Annotated in this window: 17 protein-coding genes; 6 read left to right on the top strand and 11 right to left on the bottom strand. The window is 40.7% G+C overall.

The genetic code is table 11. The annotated features are described in order from the left end of the window. Positions 1 to 86 precede the first annotated feature (86 nt). Together arsC and arsH are read left to right on the top strand one after the other, a co-directional pair. Complete coding sequence (gene arsC / locus L5M49_RS10865) at positions 87 to 521, top strand: glutaredoxin-dependent arsenate reductase (protein WP_198573266.1); 435 nt, start codon at positions 87 to 89, stop codon at positions 519 to 521. A 17-nt stretch (positions 522 to 538) separates the two neighbouring features. After that, complete coding sequence (arsH, locus tag L5M49_RS10870; protein ID WP_173248745.1) at positions 539 to 1,240, top strand: arsenical resistance protein ArsH; 702 nt, start codon at positions 539 to 541, stop codon at positions 1,238 to 1,240. A gap of 158 nt (positions 1,241 to 1,398) precedes the next feature. On the opposite strand, the gene L5M49_RS10875 is transcribed toward arsH, so the two are convergent. From L5M49_RS10875 to L5M49_RS10920, 10 genes are all read right to left on the bottom strand, one after another. Next, positions 1,399 to 4,506, bottom strand: a complete 3,108-nt coding sequence (locus tag L5M49_RS10875) for an EAL domain-containing protein (protein WP_263266059.1) — start codon at positions 4,504 to 4,506, stop codon at positions 1,399 to 1,401. Positions 4,507 to 5,093: 587 nt separating this feature from the next. Then, positions 5,094 to 6,344, bottom strand: coding sequence for a response regulator (locus L5M49_RS10880; RefSeq protein WP_263173967.1), 1,251 nt, complete (start codon positions 6,342 to 6,344; stop codon positions 5,094 to 5,096). Continuing rightward, entirely contained in the window at positions 6,337 to 9,012 is a 2,676-nt protein-coding gene (locus tag L5M49_RS10885; protein WP_263266060.1) for a hybrid sensor histidine kinase/response regulator, read from the bottom strand. The genes L5M49_RS10880 and L5M49_RS10885 overlap by 8 nt, the downstream gene beginning before the upstream one ends. 32 nt (positions 9,013 to 9,044) lie before the next feature. After that, a complete protein-coding gene (locus tag L5M49_RS10890; protein ID WP_263266061.1) occupies positions 9,045 to 10,265 on the bottom strand; it encodes an EAL and HDOD domain-containing protein in 1,221 nt (406 codons plus the stop codon). 568 nt (positions 10,266 to 10,833) lie between these two features. Next, the gene (locus tag L5M49_RS10895; RefSeq protein ID WP_263266062.1) at positions 10,834 to 11,439 is read right to left on the bottom strand and encodes a hypothetical protein; all 606 of its coding nucleotides are present in this window, start codon (positions 11,437 to 11,439) and stop codon (positions 10,834 to 10,836) included. 96 nt (positions 11,440 to 11,535) lie between these two features. Beyond that, on the bottom strand, positions 11,536 to 12,573 hold the full coding sequence (locus L5M49_RS10900; protein WP_212600605.1) for an acyltransferase family protein: 1,038 nt from the start codon (positions 12,571 to 12,573) through the stop codon (positions 11,536 to 11,538). 2 nt (positions 12,574 to 12,575) lie between these two features. Then, the gene (locus tag L5M49_RS10905; RefSeq protein WP_219254197.1) at positions 12,576 to 13,973 is read right to left on the bottom strand and encodes a hypothetical protein; all 1,398 of its coding nucleotides are present in this window, start codon (positions 13,971 to 13,973) and stop codon (positions 12,576 to 12,578) included. A 193-nt stretch (positions 13,974 to 14,166) separates the two neighbouring features. Further along, the gene (locus tag L5M49_RS10910; protein WP_168826089.1) at positions 14,167 to 14,517 is read right to left on the bottom strand and encodes a YkvA family protein; all 351 of its coding nucleotides are present in this window, start codon (positions 14,515 to 14,517) and stop codon (positions 14,167 to 14,169) included. 49 nt (positions 14,518 to 14,566) lie between these two features. Next, on the bottom strand, positions 14,567 to 15,325 hold the full coding sequence (locus L5M49_RS10915; protein WP_113941435.1) for a helix-turn-helix transcriptional regulator: 759 nt from the start codon (positions 15,323 to 15,325) through the stop codon (positions 14,567 to 14,569). Positions 15,326 to 15,349: 24 nt separating this feature from the next. Beyond that, positions 15,350 to 15,892 carry a YbhB/YbcL family Raf kinase inhibitor-like protein gene (locus L5M49_RS10920; protein ID WP_263266063.1) on the bottom strand — a complete coding sequence of 181 codons (543 nt, stop codon included), beginning with the start codon at positions 15,890 to 15,892 and terminating at the stop codon, positions 15,350 to 15,352. A gap of 503 nt (positions 15,893 to 16,395) precedes the next feature. On the opposite strand from L5M49_RS10920, the gene speFL reads away from it, so the two are divergent. From speFL to L5M49_RS10935, 4 genes are all read left to right on the top strand, one after another. Next, the gene (gene speFL / locus L5M49_RS25340) at positions 16,396 to 16,479 is read left to right on the top strand and encodes a leader peptide SpeFL (protein ID WP_224022194.1); all 84 of its coding nucleotides are present in this window, start codon (positions 16,396 to 16,398) and stop codon (positions 16,477 to 16,479) included. A 321-nt stretch (positions 16,480 to 16,800) separates the two neighbouring features. Continuing rightward, complete coding sequence (speF, locus tag L5M49_RS10925) at positions 16,801 to 18,963, top strand: ornithine decarboxylase SpeF (protein WP_105250508.1); 2,163 nt, start codon at positions 16,801 to 16,803, stop codon at positions 18,961 to 18,963. A gap of 86 nt (positions 18,964 to 19,049) precedes the next feature. Then, positions 19,050 to 20,369: a putrescine-ornithine antiporter gene (gene potE, locus L5M49_RS10930; protein WP_263266064.1), complete on the top strand. Its 1,320-nt coding sequence runs from the start codon at positions 19,050 to 19,052 to the stop codon at positions 20,367 to 20,369. Between the two features lie 124 nt (positions 20,370 to 20,493). After that, positions 20,494 to 21,648, top strand: a complete 1,155-nt coding sequence (locus L5M49_RS10935) for a porin (protein WP_263266066.1) — start codon at positions 20,494 to 20,496, stop codon at positions 21,646 to 21,648. Between the two features lie 374 nt (positions 21,649 to 22,022). Here L5M49_RS10935 and L5M49_RS10940 read toward each other — a convergent pair whose 3' ends face one another. Beyond that, positions 22,023 to 22,583 carry a gluconokinase gene (locus L5M49_RS10940; protein WP_263186310.1) on the bottom strand — a complete coding sequence of 187 codons (561 nt, stop codon included), beginning with the start codon at positions 22,581 to 22,583 and terminating at the stop codon, positions 22,023 to 22,025. Between the last annotated feature and the right edge of the window lie 45 nt (positions 22,584 to 22,628).

Raw genomic sequence — 22,628 nt, forward strand, 5'->3', positions numbered from 1 at the left:
CTTCGTCCATGGGCACTAGAGCATCTGTTTAGTGCCTATGGATAAATTTATAAGCGATTATTTATCAGAGACATGTTATGACTAATATGATTGATGACAGCATTAAGATTTACCACAATCCAGCCTGTGGCACATCGCGCAACACCTTAGCATTGATCCGTAATAGTGGAGTCGAACCCCAAATCATCCACTACTTAGAAACGCCGCCCTCCCGCGATGAATTACTTAAGTTAATTAATGAGATGAAAATCTCTGTGCGTTCATTGCTACGCAACAATGTTGAACCATTTGAACGACTAGGACTTTCTGAAGACACATTTACTGATGAAGAACTGGTTAACTTCATGCTGACTTATCCCATTTTAATTAACCGTCCTATCGTCGTTACGCCGCGAGGCACAAAACTCTGTCGCCCGTCTGAGACAGTGCTTGATATTTTGACCAAAGCACAACAAGGCCCTTTCACCAAAGAAGATGGCGAAATCATCATTAATGAACAGGGACAAAGAGTTCGCACATGAAACCACTAAACCACGATATGCCAGCGCTCAAACAAGAATTAATGGTTAATAACATGGATATGGACTGTTTTAATCTAACTCCTCTAACCCATCCGCCTAGAATACTGATGCTTTATGGCTCAGTACGAGAACGCTCCTATAGCCGACTGACGACGGAAGAAGCCGCACGACTATTAACACACATGGGCGCAGAGGTGCGTATTTTTAACCCTTCTGGACTCCCACTTCCTGATGATGCGCCTGACAGTCATCCCAAAGTCATGGAACTAAGAGAAATGGTACGTTGGTGCGAAGGTATGGTGTGGTGTTCACCAGAACGCCACGGTGCGATGACCAGTATTATGAAAGCCCAAATCGATTGGATCCCTTTGGCTGAAGGTGCTGTCCGGCCTTCACAAGGTAAGACATTAGCAATAATGCAGGTGAGTGGTGGTTCACAGTCCTTCAACACACTAAACCAAATGCGAATATTGGGCCGATGGATGCGCATGTTCACCATACCCAACCAGTCTTCAATTGCAAAAGCTTGGTTAGAGTTTGACGAGGCAGGCCGAATGAAACCTTCGCCTTACTACGATCGTGTAGTTGATGTTATGGAGGAATTGATGAAATTCACTTTACTCCTGAGGGGCAATGTTAATTTCCTCACGAACCGATATAGCGAACGCAAAGAAAGCGCTTCAGAGCTATCAACCCGAGTAAATCAAAAAGAAATATAGATTAAACACTAAAAGTATTCTGAACTATGGAGCAAAAGATTAGCCCAGCGCCAACTTTTGCTCCATATAAGAACCATCACGCCAAATAAGTACATTCCAAATACACGAGTGAGCACCTAAATCCTTAAAGCCAGCTAAAAACTCTCTATAACTTGCGATTAACGATGCAATTCGTCCATTTGCTTGAATTCATGTTTAATCTGTTGGTATTGCGATGGCCATTCGTCGTACCAAAGAGCAAACTCCTCTACAGGCATAGGCCGAGCAATACCATAGCCTTGGCACAATTGGCAGCCCAATTCAGCTAAACTTTTACCATGGGCAATGGTTTCAACACCTTCAGCAATAACATTAAGATTAAATACTGACGCTAAGCGGATAACACCCTCCACGATACGCCAATCATCTTCGCTATCGAGCATACCTCGCACAAAACTCTGATCAATTTTAATCGTCGATATGGGTAATTGGCGTAAATACGTTAACGACGAATAACCTGTACCAAAATCATCTAGGGAAAAATGGACCCCAAAACGCTTACATTCCTGAAGGATATCAATTGCCAATGTCATATCTTCAATGGCGGCACTCTCTAAAATTTCCAATTCTAGATCCGAGGCCGTCAAATCGGGATATTGCATTAACGTCGATTTTAAAAACGCGCTAAAGTGTTCAGCCAATAGCTGCCGAGCGCTCACGTTGATACTTACTGCTATCGGACGACCACTCTGTTGCCAATTCTGCCATTGTGCTACTGCAGTATTGATAACCCATTCACCTAAAGCAATTTCAAGATCACTGCCTGCAATATCCGGTAAAAACTCACTCGGACCGACTATACCTCGCAGTGGATGACGCCAACGAATTAAGGCTTCCGCACCAATAATTTTACCGGTAGCGAGATTCACTTTTGGTTGGTAAAACATCACAAATTCATGACGTTCAAAAGCTGATTTAAGTTCTTCTAACCAAGTTCTCCGAGCAATAATGTTACGATCAATGTCAGGATCAAACATTTGGAAACGATTCTTACCTGCCGATTTTGCCATATACATGGCTTGGTCGGCATGGCGCAATAAAATGTCGGGGTCAACGTTATCCTCTGGATACAAACTCACGCCAATACAAGCCGTTAAACAAAGATTTAAATCGCCGATTGATATCGGCTGATCGACCGCCGCCAGTATTCGTAATAGTACTTGAGTACATTCTTCCTCAGACATCATCTCAAATAAGATAACGAACTCATCGCCTCCTACCCGGGCCAACGTATCTTGCTGCCGAATCACCACAGACACATTATTTGCAATCGCGATCAACAGTTGGTCACCAACCTCATGGCCATAACGATCATTGATCACCTTAAACCCGTCAAGGTCCATAAAACACACTGCACAGATACTGCCATTACGTTGAACATGGGCAATCATTTGCTGAAAACGGTCTAAAAGTAAGCGACGATTTGGTAATCCTGTAAGTGCATCATAATTTGCCACGCGATCTAACTCAGTCTCATGGGTCTTTAATAACGTGATATCGGCTTGGGTTCCCGAAATCATCAACGCTCGACCTTGACTATCCTCTTCAACGACCCGCCCCTTACACAATATCCAGCACAGCTCGCCAGTCTTTTTAATGCAGCGCACTTCCAACTCTATACTGCTTGTTTTATGGATGAGATGCTGTAGAACCTGTTGCTCTATATTTTGCACATCTTCGACATACACATATTGACGCCAATTATTAACCGTCAGCTTCATCTCGCCAGCTTGATATCCCAAAATGGCTTCAAATCTTGGGCTGATTTGCACTTCTCCAGTAACAGCATTCCAGTCCCAGAATCCTTGTTCAGAACCTTGAATAACCCTTTGCAATTGTGCTGTTTGAGCCGCTAGTTGTTGTTGAAGCTGTCGCGCCTGGGTAATATCTTGCACTGTACCGTGCAATTTAAATATCTTACCGTGCGGATCACGCTGTGCTTGACCCCTAGCCATAATCCAACGATGGGCACGATTAGGATCTAGCAACTCAGCTTCGCATTCATACTCTTCTCCCGTATGCACACATCGCATCACCAGCGTACTTAACGCTTGCCAACTCTCAGGAGTAAATAATTTCTGCACTTGTTCTATCGAAGGGGCGGCTTCTTTATATGGCAAGCCATAAATCACAAAAACCTGTTCAGACCAAGTATGCGAATCAGTAACTAAATCCCACTCCCAACTGCCAATCCCTGATAATTGTTGTGCTTGTTTTAATCCCAACTCACTAATGAGTAAATGTTCAGCATTTTTTTCTTGAGTCGTGACATCCCTTGCTATTCCAAATAAGCCACAAATTGCACCTTGAGCGTCAAACACAGGACCTTTGGTCACTTGAAAAATGGCTGCTTCACCCTGAATATGTAAATACTCTTTATGTGTGGTGACCATTGCGGACACTAATACAGTGCGATCTTTTTCTTGGATAATATCAATAGAGTCAGCATCAAAAATATCAGTGTCATCTTTGCCCAAGATATCACTCATACTCTTGCCGACAAAGGTAGCGGCACCTTGGTTGACCAAGATATAACGCCCCGCCAAATCCTTCACAAAAATACCATCGGTTGTTTGAGAAACCACAGAATCGAGCAGTTGATGATTCACATCCAATTTCTGTAATGAGGCACGTAAATAGCCGCTTAGTGCACTGATCACTATGCCGTAAACACTTAGACTAATAAGCTGTAACCAATCGACAGAATGAATATTATCGAGACTATTGGCGGTTGGATGAAGATAATAGACACACAGAACAGAGAGACATGTCGCGACTAATCCAGGGGCAAATCCGCCACCAATAGCGCTTAATGAAATAGGCAACATAAAAATCAGCAATAGTAAGCGCTGGTGCTGCTCAGCTGAAAGCGAATTGGCAAACCATAGCGTTATCAGCGTAAAACTCAATATTGCAATGTATTTAAGCCATGAGATATTGCTTATCGCTACAGAGCGAGCAAAGGTTATTTCAAGCAAATTACCCGATGGAGCATTATGACGGTCAGGAACGGCATTCAGAACAAAAAGTAGGATAAAGGCACTGGTAAATACAAAGAAAAAACCTTTAGCGAGGGATAAACGAAACACAGTTTCTGTGTCCGTAAATACAAGCAACAATTGATCGGATAAAAAGATCCATCCAAGCGCTGCAAGCGCATAAATAGCCACAGCTAAAATAATATATTGAGTCCGAGATTTATGATTATGTACAGTATTGTCAACCATCCTAACTCCATCACAACTAGCGCCATCAAAACGACTCCCTTGATCTATGATTGGCACTAACGCCAGCCAACAATAGGTGGTCATTCCACAGATGAACATCATATTCAAGCTAAAGACTATAACTTAAAAAGCATCAGTATAATCTAATAAAAACCCGAAAGAACAATGTATAACATAAAAATGCAAATCAAATACATGCCTAAAATATAGCTATCAGATATTAAACTGCAAACAGTATCTAAAAATGATTATTGAGCGTTCAATCATTAACGATAGAAAGCGGTATATTGCTAACTTACAGTAAATTTTCTAAGTAAATGCACAGCATATCTGGCTCACAGTGCGATGAAAATCTAAAATCCCCGATGTAAATCATTAGAAACTCAGTCACCACATCGCATTTCTAACTCACCAACTAAGATGAGTGCTGAATCAGCTATGCTGACATAAAACCTCTACCTCCAAAACATAAAAAAACCATAATTTAAATACCTAAAAAGGTAGATATTACGGGTAAGGATATAAGCCCATACCTGTGAGGTTAAAAGAAAAATATACAAGCACTATTAAAACCCATGTCTATAGAACTATCGCAAATGCAATGGAATATCATACTTCCTAAAAAGCTTGATTATCGAATCCTTATATAGTGGTTTGATAATGTAACCTTTAGCTCCTGCAGCTATTGCCTGCTGAACTGATGACTTATTTTTATTCCCAGTCAACATAACAATGGGCGTAATTGCATTTATTCCATTAGACTTATTAATGTGGTTAATAATATAAAACCCATTAGTATCAGGAAGATTTATGTCCATTAAAATAACGTCATATTTTTTCTTAGAAAGTAAATCTAACGCCATACGTCCAGACAATGATGTATCAAGTTCAATGGCATACGTTCTAAGAAGCATAATAGTTAAATTCAAACTAATGTGATCATCCTCAACAATTAACATCTTTGGCACTACAGGAACTTCAACTGATACAAGAGAATTTTTTGACTCCGAATACAATCGATTAAACGTGTATTTAGTATCAGGCACGGTTGGAGCTGCCTTATTGCTAACCTCAATATGCTCCTGTTCTGGCAAAGGGGCTTCTGCGACCATCGCCACATTTGATACATCAGTAACAACAAGTTCAAGTAAATGCAACGCCTTACTTTGTAGTTTCAACAAAGCTGGTCTAATTTCATTAGAACGAATAAATGATAATATCTTCTTCAATGAAGCCAGATCTAACTCAGCGGTTCTATTACTTGCAAGGTGCGCTTCTGCCTTATCTAATGATTGCTCGATTTCAATCAAACTTAATTCAAAGCTATGTTCTAAATCCTTCTTGCGCTGAACACCTTTAAGGACAATCTCCTTGATATGCGAAGAGTAGTTATCTTGTACATTTACAAACTCTTCAACTTTTTTATATTTTCCTCTTAACCCAATTTCCCGCAATAAATGTGTACATATTATAATTGCTCTATGTACTTCATACATTGGCCTAGCGATTAAATAATCATTAATCACACCACTACGATAAGCCTCGTACGCTTCTCTTTCTTGATGTTTTGGAATAAGTGAAACAACAGCATGCTCACATATTTCTACAGCCTGCAATTCCTCTATGGCTTCGTAATAAATAAGTAAAGTTTCTTGTAAAGTTTCAGCAGCAACAAGAATCACTTTTGGGGTTGATTGTTTGATTTGCTCAACAAGCTCAGCATTCGTTTTAATCACATGAATACGAGAAAAGTGACGAATTAGAACACTTATCAATAATCTATCATTATCTTGGTCGTTCGTATAGAGAACGATATGCTCAAAATTGACTCTATCCACTAGCATTACTCCTTTGCATAAAAAACTCAATTAACGCAAATAAATCATCATCAACCTCTTGCCAACATTTTAAGATAACTTTGTAATCAATAGCATTGTTACGCGAAACAAGCTCTAGTTCTTGGCAAGATAAATTTAATTTTTTTGCTCCTATGTAAAGAGAATTACTTTTAAGGGTATGGCTAATTGCAGTAATAATACGAAGATCATTATCCACAATTGCAGACCTTAATGCTTCACGCTTAACAAGTAAATTACTGTAATATTGCTCTAAAAAAATAGATAACTCTTCATCGCTTATATCTTCACCTACAAAATTATATATATCTGACAAGTTGACTATCTGTAAGATGTCTACTAATTCCTGCGGTGTTTCATCACAACAGAAAAAACTATTATCAAAAGAAGTATTATCTGCTTTAACTGTAGACTTTTTTAAACTTGTATTATTTGACAAAGTGAGTTTTACTTCATCTAAAAGGCCAATCAAATCATTCAACGTCAGAGGCTTTACAAGTACGCGATTTGCCCCAGCCTGCAAACATTCATCTTTACATATGTCGCCATGATCAGCGGTCAACATCACAATAATCGATGGTGCTAATTCCCGATACCCTTCAACTTCTCTAATGACGCCAATGAGGTCTGAGCCCGATATAGTTGGCATTATCACATCAGAAATAACGACATTAAATTTATTTGTCTTAAAAAGCTCAATTGCTTGCATCGGATCTTGAACACAGGAAACTATGACTCCAACAGATAATAACTGTTTTTCGATAACAAATAAGTTTTCTTGACAATCATCAATAACTAACACACTAATATTACAATAATCAGCACTATCCGAAGCCTGCTCGTCAATAATATTCAAATAATTTTTAACATTAACAAAATCAGTTACTGATTGAATTCTGAGTGGTGGATATGAAATCACTTCGTAGTCGGAGTTAGACTTAGAAAGTGACACTCTCCTCAACTCTGCAACTCTTTCTTTTCTTGTAAAAAGACTAGTTACAAATTCATTCTTTGAGATAATATCATTTTGATTCAAGTCAATAAAAAGTATTGAGCTTTCAGTTTCAAATTCCAGTAATTCATTACTTGGTAAATATAGCAACTCGAAATCAAGCTCTTTGGAATATCTTGAAACTGATTCGTGAAAAATGGAACTGTTAGTATATGCTGTTACTGAAGCATCAATATCAGAATGATAGGAGCCGCTTACATCAGGTGCCGTAAAGTGACTATCTAAAGCAAAAGCAAAATCAATAACAAAATAGAAAACGCTACCATCACCGATACGACTAATAACCTGAAGATCACTTCCCATTGAACGACATATACTTTTACTTATGTATAGTCCTAAGCCAACACCACCATACTGACGGTAAGAATTTGATGATGCCTGCTCATACTTACCGAACACTTTTGATTGTTCCTCTTCAGTTAAACCGATACCATTATCAATAACAGAAAACTTTAGTTTTACATTTTCGAATGACTGTTCCAGAACTTCTACTTCTAATAGAATCGACGAGTCAATTTTATTGGAAAACTTAATTGAATTGGAGATTAAATTATAGATAACTTGATTTAGTTTAACTTCATCACAAATAACTCTGCGATTAAAATTCAATGGCATAAAAAAGTCTAAATTAATGTCTTTTTTATCTGCTTGAAGGCTAAACGTATCAACAACAGATTCGCCTAACAACCTAACATCTACCGAGTCATTTTTAACATCTGCACTACTCTCATTTGTCTTTTTAAAATCCAACATACTATTAATGAGTAATAGAACTTGTTTTGAAGTACTGAATGCGACAGATAATAACTTCTTATCCTGTGCCCTTACATTACCTAAACTGAGCTCAATTAAGCCTAGCACTGCATTTAATGGTGTTCTAATCTCGTGACCTAGAGTAGCAATAAAATCACTTTGAAAACTATTCAATTGTTCCAGCTCTGAACATTTCTCTATTAATACTTTTCCTTTCTCATATCGTTTAGATTCATCTATCATTAACCCAAACCGAGTTCCATCATCAAGGAAGAAATCTCTATACTCAAAATACAACCCTGATTTAGTTTTAAAAGATAGACATATTTTTTTATTAGTTGCACATTTATATCTAAACCACTTCATAATTCTATAATTATTTCCACCAACAATCTCGTAGATAATAATATCTTGAATTAAACTAAAAAATGACTTACCAATATAATTATCAAAATGTAAATATGGAAAAAGGTATTTAACCCCGCCACCAATAAAATCAATATTGCCAAGACTATTTACGACAAGAACACCATCTGAAGTAATTTTCTGATATCTAGAGTCATCACCCGCAGGATTCTCACACCTAAATTGGCTATACTCGAAACTTTTTGTTATTGACGCATCATGCTCTACAACACAGAGCACAATAAAATTTTTATTGACCATCTTTAATAGGCTAAAATTTAAACAGTTACTTCCTATCATTAAGTATTCATTAGGCGTGATATTCTGTTTAAGTTTTTCAAAATGCTGAATTATTTTTTTCTTGGCATTTTTTAAAAAATTATTATTTGAGAAAATTTGATTCTCGCCTAACCACTCCCCCTCAGGTGATAGCATAAATGCACAAGAATCAAAAAAGTCTAAATCAATATCATTCATCATCACATGTCCTTATTGCAAACTAGCATTCATTACTACTGAACTGAATTTTTATACTGATTAAACCAGCTATACACTTTATCACACGCAGAGATGAGCCTCTCAGGATCAATATTATAATTATCAATGAAATAATCGACAGTAACCCAATCACCTTTCATATACGCCAGAGTAAGTTGTAAACAATGAGCTAAATATCCATGATTATTAAGTAAAGCACGCTTTATTTGCTGTTCAAGAGGAAGCGGCTCTATCGCTCTGTTCATCGGCTTATCTAAAATGGCATCTAAAGTAGATAATAATCCAGTCAAAAATGCTGACTCTTTCAAAAAAGGAAATCCCATTAATGATATTAACTCTTCACATAACCGAGCCCTGATTATAGTATTATTAATTAACACAACTGGTTTGTTGGGATTAAGTTCAGCCAAAATAATGAGACTTACAAACTTACGAAGTTTATTTTCACCTAAAAAAATCATAGTCTGCTTAATTGAGGTAAATTCATTCACATGCTCAAACTGACTTGAATTGACATACCTTAGTAATTTATAGGTAAGATCTAAATCTTGAGAAAAATAATGTTCAAGTTTTTTATAACTAAAATCAGACTTAAAAACCTCATTGTAAATAGACATAACAAAATGTTGTGTAGCACCTATTTCACTCCCCTCTATGAGTTCTGGCTTATAAAAATAATAACCTTGAAAATAATCAAAACCGAGTGACTTAGCGAGCCTATACTCTTCCAATGTTTCAACTTTCTCTGCAAGTAACTTTAAATTATACTGTCTAAATTTAGGTATCAGATGAGAAACACTATCTAAAGGCGTTGAAATTATATCAATTTTTATAAGTTTAAAAAAAGGAAAAAAACGTTCCCACTCAGGTGAATAAACAAAGTCATCTAAAGCAAGATAATAACCCAAGTTAAATAACTCTTTAATTAAAATAAAGTTATCATCGCTTGGGCTAACAGTTTCCAATACCTCAACAATAATATTTTTGTATGGAAACATGTATAATAAATGGTCGCGCAAGAAATGAGATGGAAAATTAATTAATGCTGGCTTCCCTTCAGTTAAATCCTCTAGATCCATACTTAAATAACTATTTACAAATACTTTAGCTGTAGCAACATTGTCTGTAACACCCTGTGGGAAATAGTTATCCCGGCTATTTCTAAAGAGCAATTCATAAGCAACAACGTTTTTATTTCTATTCAATATAGGCTGTCTTGCCATATAAAAGCGCATAGTTCACCTCTTCCCTTTGGGTCACTTAACTTTATAATCATTAGTGAATCAGTCCTTTAATTTTTCATTCTAGACCTAGGTGCATCATCTTTCAACAGCACTTTCTCAAGCCTACACTATAAATTGATATAAGTAGCGATTAAATCCGGCTTAAATCTCAGATTTATACTTAATTTAGGTGAATATTTAAAAAAATATTCCCAAGACATAAATACCTATTTTTAGGTATGATCATCTTGTTTATCCATAAAAATTAAGTATTAAATGAACAGCTATTCTAGTATTCCGCAATGAAATAAAATGAGTAAAATGAACACTTAAAACAGAAAAAACATATTATTAATCCTTTTAGACATAATGGACTTATTGGCTTATTGCCAGTTAATGGCGTCATTACATAGCAGTGATACTAGACGAAAAACTTACCGCACTAGGGTTTGCTGGCGAGGATGTCACAACGATTTGACTGGATTTGATGCGAGGCTGAGCCCGTGTAGTGTCGTTATCCACATAAACGGGCAACATAAGCAGGTGATGAACACAATTTTGAGCTAGCTTGATAACAACACTAGTCGTGTCCCCAAGGTTTGGGTGGTAATGCTACTGGCTGGGTAAGATCAAAATCGACTTTGAAATCGCGGTTTTCGCGCGTGAGTTGGTAACTAAAAATCGTTGGCGTAATTTCCATGTGCCACACATTGGTAATCGACTGAGTTAGTCCATTCTTGACGAAGTTATCGATTGATTCCCTATCAATGGGAAATGACTGTTTCTGTACTGTCCCATCATTCATAGTGTCGCCGCCATACATGGTCACAGCATCTTCACTTCCATCCTGATGGCGATGGTCGTGCTTCAACTTAAGCCCTTGCTGCGTTTTAGTCAGCACCCAAGTACGCGAGTGGTCATCACCCACATGGAACGGGATCTTAAGCTCAGTGTCGCTACATTCACGCACGTGCATAATTAACGACTTGCCGCTAAAGGCCGAATCGGCACTGTCACCCGATACCACTTTTCCCGCAAAGGCTTGGCCACAATGGGCCGCAATTTGTGCGAAAAAAGTATTCTGCGTCTTGGTGGATAGCGACTCAACTTGAGCGGCGATGGATGGCAACGCGATAAAAGACAAACTGATGAACCCGAGGCTCGGTAGGGTAATGTTGGGATTCATTATGTTCTCCACTTTTTTAGATGGAAAACACCCTAACACTAGGAAATAAATTCAAACTGAATTTCACCTAGTGTTAGTGATGATAAACCAAAGTGATTACCAGCCGATATAAGTACGCGAACGATTACCCAGACGCTTTTTGATAAAGCGAGCCGTCATAATACTGCCTACCATCATGAAAATGAAAATCCCAGCGGAAAAGAGCACGCTAGTCACAGCAGAATCTGGTGGGAAGCGGAAACGCATTACGGTTGCAGCCGTGTTAAATAGCATATCGAAGAGTGGATGAATAAAGAAAATTGCAAAACTCATCTCAGCGACTTCGACTAACCAAGGCAAACGACTTCGTCCCGACAACCATTCACAGAAATTCAGTACTAATACACATAAACAAAGTTTCTGAATAAACTGCCAATCGATACCGTTGTACTCAAATGGTGCCTTATGATAGTTACCAATATGCTGCACTATGTAAGTTTGTTCGACTAAGCTCACCACTAAAAAAATCATCGCTAGTGCGGTGAAAATAGAGCCAAAGCGCGTCACAATATGTTCATCTTGCGAATATAAAATACCAATCAAGTAGAAAGGTACAAAATACACGACTGAGTGAATGAAATTGACGTTACCTATAGGTCTATGCAATAGGATTGCTACCACACAACTCAGTACAAATAGTGTCCAACGCATCTGCTGCGAGCAACGGATAAACCATAAAAAAATCGGCGAGAATAAAAACACCGCCATGATGAAGGGAATGTACCAGTGCGGATACAGAATATAACCGTTACGCACAGTATAAAAAATACTCAGCAAGACATTATCGAGCGGCTGATGCTCCATAAATATCCAGCGCAAACACAAACAAAATAGACCAATTAATGACACAACTAAAAAAGGATAAAGTACGTTTTGTACTTTGTTCTTCATAAACTTGCTGTAGTCGAAATCCTTATAAAAAATGCGGTGGAAAAAGTATCCCGAGATAAACACAAATAACGCCGTGCCACCACGCAATAGATTTTCCAACAACAGCGGGAAACCTTCACCAGAGTTGTAAATACTGTGGCCAAGCACGATAAAGATAATCGCAATGCCACGCATGTAGGTAAATTCGAGCTGATTTTTTCTCATTATTAATTCATCGCACAGTAGAGGGTTCTTCCATCAACAACACTCGCAGAAACCCTAATAGTTCCATGGACTTCCGCTTCGTTGAATACCAGATACTGACCCTCACGCTGAAAGGGGAATGCTAAAGGTAACAGAGTTGCCGCCTCAATGCCCTCACAAAAATTTTGTACTGGAACATCGAGTAATGGACTGCCACTCACTGACAAGTTACTAAATTGCGCGCTCATCCCTAAATAAGCTTGAGTCATTTCCTCTTGATAGGGCACTACATAAAAGCCAGAACGTACGTCACCCACATCAATAAAACTGCTACTATCGCTCACGCTCGGCATAACCAATAACGGCACTTTTGGATCCTGCACATTCAACAACAATTGAGACAATTTTGCTTGAGTGGCAGGGTAATACGCTAGCATCTCCTGCAACTGTTTCTTCTGTTTAGTGTCTTTCTTGTCTAACGGGGATACTGGCTTTACGCGGTTCAGTAGTAAATCCACAGGCAACATACCCGACATGACCGACTCTTTCCATACATAAGGGTCTTGAGTGCTATCCAACAATATGCCCGCCAGAGCGCCAATATTTGCCGCCTCAGCCGTCCAACCAACCCACATCTTCTGCTGTTGATAATAGTCATACACATATTTTGTCAGTATTTGCTGATAACCCAGTAAAGTTTGATTTTGACTCAACACACGTGCACCAGCGACCAATTCCACATACTTAGCGCTGCCTTCAACTAGATCATTGATGTAACCGACTTTATCTTCATTCGGCGCAATTTGGCGCCATTGCTGCAACCAATAGGCTGCATAGCTAAGGTGTAATGACTGTTGTTCGGGTTGTGCCAGCGCCGCCATTAAGGCATCAAATAACTGTAAACGATAATAGCGAGCATCGAAGTTGAGCGGAAAGACCTCGCCCTCATAACGCTTACCGTCTTCCAATACTCGCCATTCGGATTGAGCATAAAAATGGAAGGCTTCATGCAAGCCATTGCTCGCCCAGATTAAAAAAGCTAAATCCGTTGGCTTAGTGTCGCGAGTAAATTGGATGTTAGGCACTTCGAGCTGGATCAATACGCCCGGCTGGCCATTATATTGCGGAAAGCCGAAACTCACCGATAGACCCGAGTGCAGATTGACCGACTCTAACACACTGTTATCTTGGATTATTTCGCCACCAGGCTGTCGAAGCCAGACATTACCACCATAACTAAAGAGGTGTACTTTATCTTCAAGGCGAAAACCGGGCCACAAAGCTTCGCTCTGGCGACTATTCTGTGCCATAAAATCGAGGTAAAGACGGGCGAGTTGTTCCGGAGAGGCCTCATCGGCAAACGCGGGGGTAGCGGCAGAGACACCTAAAAGCCATAGGATCACTACCATAATATTTTTCATTTATCTGCCTAAACAAACACAAGGGGTTTACAAAACAGCGCTAGCATATAGCGCAATCAAGCAATAGTGAAACATTTGCAAAAAAATATTTTTACCCCAGAAAATCTCAGTCAAAACCAAATCAACGACTCCTAATGAAATCATATTTTTAGCACAATTTTGCATCACTTAGGCGATTGCGTTCGCAATAGGCTTAAGTCTTAGGTTCGCTCGGCTTATCTCCAAACCACAGTGCGAGTTTATCCGCCGCAAGGGATTTCACTTCATCATCGATATATAAGGTCACCATAGTCAGGGCAGCGGCAAGGGCACCTAAATCATCGGTAAAGCCAACTAAAGGAGTCAGATCGGGAATCGCATCTAAAGGCAAAACAAAATATGCTAACGCGCCGTAGATGACTGACTTAGCCCACTTAGGCGTATTGGGTTGTTGCGCTGCATAATAAAGCCATAGTGCCCGCTCGATGACCTCTCTACCTGCTTGACGACTAAAGAGTTTGATCTTGTTCCAAAATCCGCTGTCAGTAAATTGCTCATCCGCCATCATATTTCTCCAGTACCCTAAAGTTGTTTGGGTATACACCTATGCCACTTCACAGTGTACGACGATAAGCCGCAGGGGTCAGGCCAAATTGCTGCTTAAAACGTAAGGAAAACTTTTCCGCAGATTGATAACCACAGGCCAAAGCCACTTGCAATACTGGCTCGCTCGAATTCTGCAACATGGCTAAACCATGACAAAGCCGCACTTCTACCAGTAACTGCCTAAAACTAGTGTCTTCTAAGGCCAATTTACGCCTAAGGCTTGCCGTGCTCATGTGTAACTTGTCGGCAATATCCTCCTGCTGCCATGACGCCGAAGGACTCACACTCATCAAGGCCAAGGCCGCTTGAGTCACGCTGCGTTGGGTGTGTCCATACAACCAGTTCACACTGCGTTTATCCGGCAAACTTAACAGTAACGCGGCCAAATAATGTAGTTGAACAGGATCGGCCAGAGACAAGGTCAAACTCTGTAATAGCGCATTCCAAGCTAAGTCCACAGCGCGTGATATGTTTTGGACTGGCATAGGGTCACGCCAATCGGTAGCGCTTGATAAAATGCCTTGGGGTAAATCGTGGGGGAGTAATAACTGCACCGCCCGATAACGCCCAAGAAAAGGTCGATTAACAAAGCTAATATGCGAACCAGCAGGAATTAACAGTAACTGCCCTTGGCCTACTAAAACAGATTCATCTTGCCAGAGCAGAGACTTTTCACCATAGATAACCCGAATAATCGACGGCTGATGTACAGGGACTTGAGATAAAGATTGTGCCTGCTTCGAATCATATTCAAACATACGGATCATGACACCAGCCTAATTATCAATGGATTATCGATTATATACCGCAGTCAACTTGGCGTTGCCGAGCGCTTGTGCCCTGAGCATAAAGCCCAATAAGGCAGGGCTAGCATCCTTTGGCAATTCTAAAGCACTGGGTAATGCCCACACAGTAAATTCATACCTGTGAACGCCATGACCTTGGGGCGGGCATGCGCCACCAAAATTTGTAGTACCAAAATCGTTCTTCAAGGCAATGGCGCCTTTGGGCAGTGCATCAACATGCGAGCCCGCACCTTGTGCGAGCGAAGTTTGCGCTAAGGGTAAGTTATATATGGCCCAGTGCCACCAACCGCTGCCCGTTGGTGCATCAGGATCATAAGCTGTCACTGCAAATGCTTTAGTTCCTGTGGGCACCTCAGTCCAAGTCAGTTGCGGCGAAATATTTTCCCCTTGGCAACCAAAGCCATTAAACACTAATTGCGATGTCAGTTTATTGCCCTCGCTCATATCTTTGCTCGTTAATGTCATAGCACTTGCTTGTCCAACGAATAACCCAAGCACTAAACTCGCCCCTAACCACCCTTTATTCATGTCTATCTCCTATTCATGTTCGACCTGACTCACTTTACGTCAATCAAAAAAATAACATCTGCCCTAAAACGACAACTTTCTGCCCCAAATGCTCAAATGTGAGAAAAAAGTTATCATTTTTGCATTTTTCAAGCAGGAGGATGATTTTGTAACGAAAATATCTGCATAACAATGCAAATATGCAATGCGGTATAAATCAGAATGATGATTACAGCAGCCTTTAAATTAAGATTAGATATTTGAAATAAGATATTTTATGCAAATAATATTATTTAAATAATGCTGACAATATTTACTTTCATAATTTAGATAAAGATACTTAAGCATGATTGACTCCATTTAATATTGATAAATTAAGTTAAATTGACGTGCTAATTATTTAAAAATAAGACATAGGTCATGATTTTATTTATAACTCGCATATAAACTTCATTACGTAATAAAAACCTAACCATTTTCTCTAAGTCATAATGGAGTCGTATATGAAGAGGAAATCTAAAATTATGGCGCATATCAGGCGCACACGGCATATCATGATGCCTAGTCAACGTGACTATTTCGATCATTCCTTTATCTTCCTCCGCTAACCTTAGCGTAGGTAGTAGGCCAATTAACAGGTCTAAAGTGCTATTGCCCTAATAGGCGCAAACACTTATCGTACTGTTTTCATTTGGTTTATTATCTAACACCTTAATCAAAGCATTCTTTTATCAGTGCAATTTTACTGCGGCTAAGCTATTCATACGCTCAATAAATATATTTCTACTTATATTTATTTCGTAACTTTGGCATAACCACATTTAATCTGCGCACGGAATAGCTATATCTAATTTTCATACCATTAATGTTTTTAATTAGGTATAGGCACACTTGTATCTATTTTTTATAAAGTAAAAGGGAAATTAACTATGAAATCATTAAAAGTAGCCGCTAGCTTATCTGTTAGATCTTGTTTCGATATCGACAGAGAAGTTGTCAATGTATTAACCACAGATTTTTGCGATGTGGGCGCGGCTGTCGTCTCTGTTGATGATGTTAGAAATGGTATTGTTGAAAAGATTAAAAACACCGGATTGAAACTGCCCATTTTCGTTTCAGTTTGCTGTGAAGAAACCTTCCCTGATGATGTTTGCTCATCGATTACAGGGGTATTTGAACTCTGCGGTGATAACACTGACTTCTACGGAAAACAGGTTGAGACTGCAATAAGTAAATATGAACAAGCGCTATTGCCACCTTTCTTCGGTACGTTAAAAAAATACGTCGAAATGGGTAACTCTACCTTTGCCTGTCCTGGTCACCAAGGTGGACAATTCTTCCGTAAACACCCTGTGGGCCGCCAATTCTTCGACTTTTTTGGCGAAACAATTTTCCGCGCGGATATGTGTAATGCCGACGTGAAACTGGGTGATTTACTGATCCATGAAGGCGCTCCACTGGAAGCACAGAAATACGCTGCCAAAGTTTTTAATGCCGATAAAACCTATTTCGTACTTAACGGCACTTCGTCATCAAATAAAGTCGCGACTAATGCACTGTTAGCGAAAGGCGACCTCGTGTTATTCGACCGCAATAACCACAAATCAAACCACCATGGCGCATTAATTCAAGCAGGTGCTACACCTGTTTATTTAGAAACGGCACGTAATCCCTTCGGATTTATTGGTGGCATTGATGCCCACTGTTTCCAAGAGTCCTATTTAAGAGAGCAAATTCGTGAAGTCGCGCCAGAAAGAGCCGATGAAAAACGCCCGTTCCGCTTGGCGATAATCCAACTCGGCACCTATGACGGCACTATCTACAATGCTCGACAAGTGATTGATAAAATTGGCCATCTTTGTGACTACGTCTTATTCGACTCGGCTTGGGTGGGTTATGAACAGTTCATCCCTATGATGAATGACTGCTCACCACTCTTGCTCGAACTGACTGCTGAAGATCCAGGCATTATCGTGACTCAGTCGGTGCATAAACAGCAGGCAGGTTTCTCACAAACCTCGCAAATCCATAAAAAAGATAAACATATCAAAGGCCAAGATAGATATTGCAACCATAAACGCTTCAACAACGCCTTTATGATGCATGCCTCTACCAGTCCCTTCTATCCTTTATTTGCGGCGCTAGATGTAAATGCGAAAATGCATGAAGGCGCAAGCGGTCGTTATCTGTGGCGCGAAGCGGTAAAGGCGGGTATCGAAGCACGTAAGCTATTGCTCAAAAAGTGTAAATATATCAAACCATTCGTGCCAACAATGATCGATGGCCGCCTATGGCAAGACTATGAAACCGAACAAATGGCCGATGACTTACGCTTCTTCGAATTCGAACCTGGTCAGAAATGGCACTCCTTCGAAGGTTATGAAAAAGGCCAATACTTTGTTGACCCTTGTAAGTTCTTATTAACAACACCGGGCATAGATGCTGAAACAGGCAAATATACCGAATTTGGTATTCCAGCGACTATTCTGGCTAACTTCTTACGGGAAAATAATATTATTCCAGAGAAGTGCGACTTGAATTCGATTTTATTCCTGATGACACCTGCGGAAGATATGGCCAAGATGCAACATCTGGTATCACAAATATCTCGTTTCGAGAAATTAGTCGATGAAGATGCGCCATTATCTGAAGTATTACCTAACGTTTATAACGCCAATAAAGCCCGTTATAAAGACTATTCTATCCGCCAACTCTGCCAAGAAATGCACAATCTTTATGTCAGCCATGACGTAAAACAACTGCAGAAAGAAATGTTCCGTAAAGCGCATTTTCCTACAAAAGTGATGGACCCGCAGGAAGCAAACCTAGAGTTTATTCGTGGCAAAGTAGAATTAGTCCCACTCTCGCAAATTGAAGGAAGAATTGCAGCAGAAGGTGCACTCCCTTACCCACCAGGCGTGTTATGTATGGTGCCAGGTGAAATATGGGGCGGTTCTGTTCAGCGTTATTTTCTTGCCCTTGAAGAAGGCATCAACCTATTACCTGGATTCTCACCAGAACTGCAAGGTGTTTATCTCGAAAATACCGCAGACGGTAAAATTCAAGCAATGGGCTATGTACTAAATAAATAATGAAGACTGACTGCAGAGTTTATTAACCCCACTCTGCAGTCAAATTCATGCCTCCTATAATAAGTCACCTAAATTAGGTTATTAGTATGAGTAAATCAGACAATAAAATTGGCGTCGTCCAATTAACTATTATCACCATAGTCAACATGATGGGTTCGGGCATTATTATGCTGCCAACCCAATTAGCTCAAGTCGGTACTATCTCCATTTTATCTTGGTTAGTAACAGCAGCAGGGTCAACAGCCCTCGCCTTCGCTTTTGCTAAGTGCGGTATGTTCAGTAAAAAATCCGGTGGTATGGGCGGTTATGCCGAGTATGCCTTCGGCCGTTCTGGCAACTTTATGGCCAACTACACCTATGCCGTCTCGCTGTTAATCGCCAACGTCGCGATTGCTATCTCTGCCGTGGGTTACGCTGCCGTGTTGCTCGAAGTTAACTTAAGCCCGATGGCAATTTGTCTTGCGACCATTGGCGTACTTTGGTTGGCAACCATTGCTAACTTCGGTGGTGCCCGCATCACGGGTCGCGTCAGTAGCGTGACTGTGTGGGGGATTATTCTGCCTGTGATTGGCGTATCTTTAATTGGTTGGTTCTGGTTTGACATCGACCTCTATAAAGGCGCATGGAACCCGCATGATATGCCATTCTTCAAAGCGTTAGGCGGTTCTATCGCTATGACTTTGTGGGCGTTCCTCGGTTTAGAATCGGCCTGTGCAAACTCAGAAGCCGTCGATAACCCAGAAAAAAACGTACCTATCGCCGTTATGGGCGGTACCTTAGGTGCAGCAGTGATTTATATCGTTTCCACTAACGTCATTGCCGGTATTGTGCCAAATGCCGAGCTTGCCATGTCGAATGCGCCATTCGGTTTAGCCTTTGCACAAATGTTTAATCCAGTAGTCGGTAAAATCGTGATGGCCTGCGCCATTATCTCCTGTACTGGATCACTCTTAGGTTGGCAGTTCACTATTGCCCAAGTGTTTAAAGCCTCTGCTGATGAAGGATTTTTTCCTAAAATATTCTCTAAAGTTAGTAAAGCCGATGCGCCAATTTGGGGCATGACTATTATCGTCTCGATCCAAACAGCATTATCTCTAATGACCATTAGCCCATCACTGAGTAAGCAGTTCGAAGCACTCGTTAACCTCGCCGTCGTCACCAACATTGTGCCTTATATCTTATCTATGGCCGCGCTTGGCATAATGCAAAGACAGCAAAAAGTGCCTATCAATAAAGCCCGCGTTGCCAACGTGATCGCCGTAATCGGTGCGTTATATAGCTTCTACGCTCTATACAGTTCTGGCGAAACCGCAGTGATGCTTGGCGCCATAGCCACCTTCTTCGGTTGGACTATTTTCGGCGTAATCTCAAACCAAGCGCCTGTTGCCGACACACGTCCAGCCTAAATATGGCTAACGCATGATCGAAAACAATTAATACCAACATCCACATCAAGACTAACGATAACTCAGGGATCATAGGCCAAGCCTATGATCCCCTGGAGAATACTTGCTCATTATCGGGGGATTTATGAATAAGACTTGTCTCGCTTTAGTGTTACCTATGCTATTAACGGCCACCAGCAGTCAGGCGGTAGAGCTCTATAAAGATCAAAAAAACACATTAGATTTAACCGGTTGGTTAGGGTTTGCAGCATTAAATGACAGCCACGATACTTCAGTTATCGACGACTCATCACGCCTAAGATTCAGCTTCGAGCGCAGCGAGAAAAATGGCTGGACCGCTTTCGCTACCACAGAATGGGGGATCAACATGGTCTCCAGCGACGATGGGCTAGTGATGCAAGGGGGCAAACTCGCCGCCGAAAAAACCGATGATTTTCTCTATAACCGCTTAGGTTATGTTGGCATGTCCCATGATACATTGGGCAACCTGAGTTTCGGTAAACAATGGGGCGCCTACTACGATGTCGCAGGCACTACAGATTTACCGAACGTATTTGCAGGTTACAGCGTTGGCGCTTACACCTTCGGTGATGGCAGCCTCACAGGTACAGGCCGTGCCGATTCCGCCTTCATTTACCGTAATAATTTAGGCCCAGTACAAATCGCCCTGCAATATGCCGCCAAAACCAATGGTGATGTCAGCCTAAAAAACGATGACGGTAGCGAGATGACCAACTCAGAACTGAGTTTTGACAGCAGCTACGGCGCCAGTATCACTTATGCGATAACCGATAAATTTAAGCTACTAGCAGGTTTTAACCGCGGTGATTTTGAAGGCCACTTAGGCAATACTCAAGTCGATGAAACCAATGAAATTATGGGCATTGGTGCCATGTATGGTGACTACTATCACTATGCCGAAGGACGTGAGGCCAACGGTCTCTATGTGGGCTTTAACGCTCACAAAAGTAAAAATAATGAACTGGTCAATGGCGATCTCTACGACGCCACTGGTGCCGAGTTGATGACGGCCTATCAATTCGACAACGGTTTTGTGCCCATGGTTGTACTCAGTTATTTAGATTTAGACACAGATGCAGCTACGCCGATTCAAGGTCAATGGACTCGCCAATTTGCCATGCTGGGGCTGCATTATCGCTACAGTAACGACACTGTGATGTTTGCCGAGATGAAGCTAGATTTCAGTGATATGGATGATCCTGCATTTGAAGCACAGGAAGACAACAGCTTCGCAGTGGGGATTAACTACTTTTTTTAGGACTAAAGGAGATGTTAGCTAAGGTTTCTAAAGCGCTCATTCTACTTTGGCATTGCTTAGTCGCATGAAGCAGGACAATTTTGAGTATCAGTCTTTAGTGACAGTTCTAATCACATGTTGAGTTAAATCATGTTTAGCAGGATAGGCAGCTCGCGTCATCGCTCATATGCGTGAGCTTATTTGAGACTGAGGTGCGGCGCACGTTCCGTCTACAAACGCTCGCCGTAACACTCATTGGATGGTACCGCTGGCTTACCATTATCTCTACGCCACTCCAAGTTAGTTTCTGGAGTGGCTTTTTTTCTAAAAAATTGAGCGGTTTAAGCCGATGTGCATTACGACTTTGCGCTTGACTTCAATGGCCAACGTTTACCCTACCCTTCGCCATTTATCGCATTAATACAGCGTTGTACGACTTCTTCGAAAGTGCCATCTATGCTCACTTGGATAACATCAGCTTCATCGGTCGCGGGCATTTCCAGCGTGTCGAACTGACTCTTGAGCAGCTCAATCGGCATAAAGTGGGCTTTTCTGGCAAACATGCGTTCTTTGACTAATTCAAAGTCACCGTATAGATGAATGAACACCAGCTTGCTGTTGTTCTGACGGATTAAGTCACGATACTGGCGACGCAGTGCAGAGCAGACAATCACCCCCTGCTCCCCCTTTTGCTCAATGCTATACACAGCGTCGTTGATGCGCTCAAGCCAAGGAGCGCGATCGCTATCATTGAGCGGTGAGCCAGATTTCATCTTGATAATATTGGCTCTAGGATGCAGATCATCACCATCAATAAATTTCGTCTCTAAAGCCTCTGCGACCGCGGCACCAATCGAAGATTTGCCACAACTAGAGACGCCCATGAACACATAGCTATTGCCTTTTTTTCTCTCAGTCACTTTGTTAACCTCATGCCAATTCTCGAATTTAGTCACTTCCCACTCTACCATATTACGGGTAACATGTTACCGGTAACCTAC

The organism is Shewanella sp. SM74, assembly GCF_025653725.1.
In the GTDB taxonomy this organism is placed as follows: Bacteria; Pseudomonadota; Gammaproteobacteria; order Enterobacterales; family Shewanellaceae; genus Shewanella; species Shewanella oncorhynchi.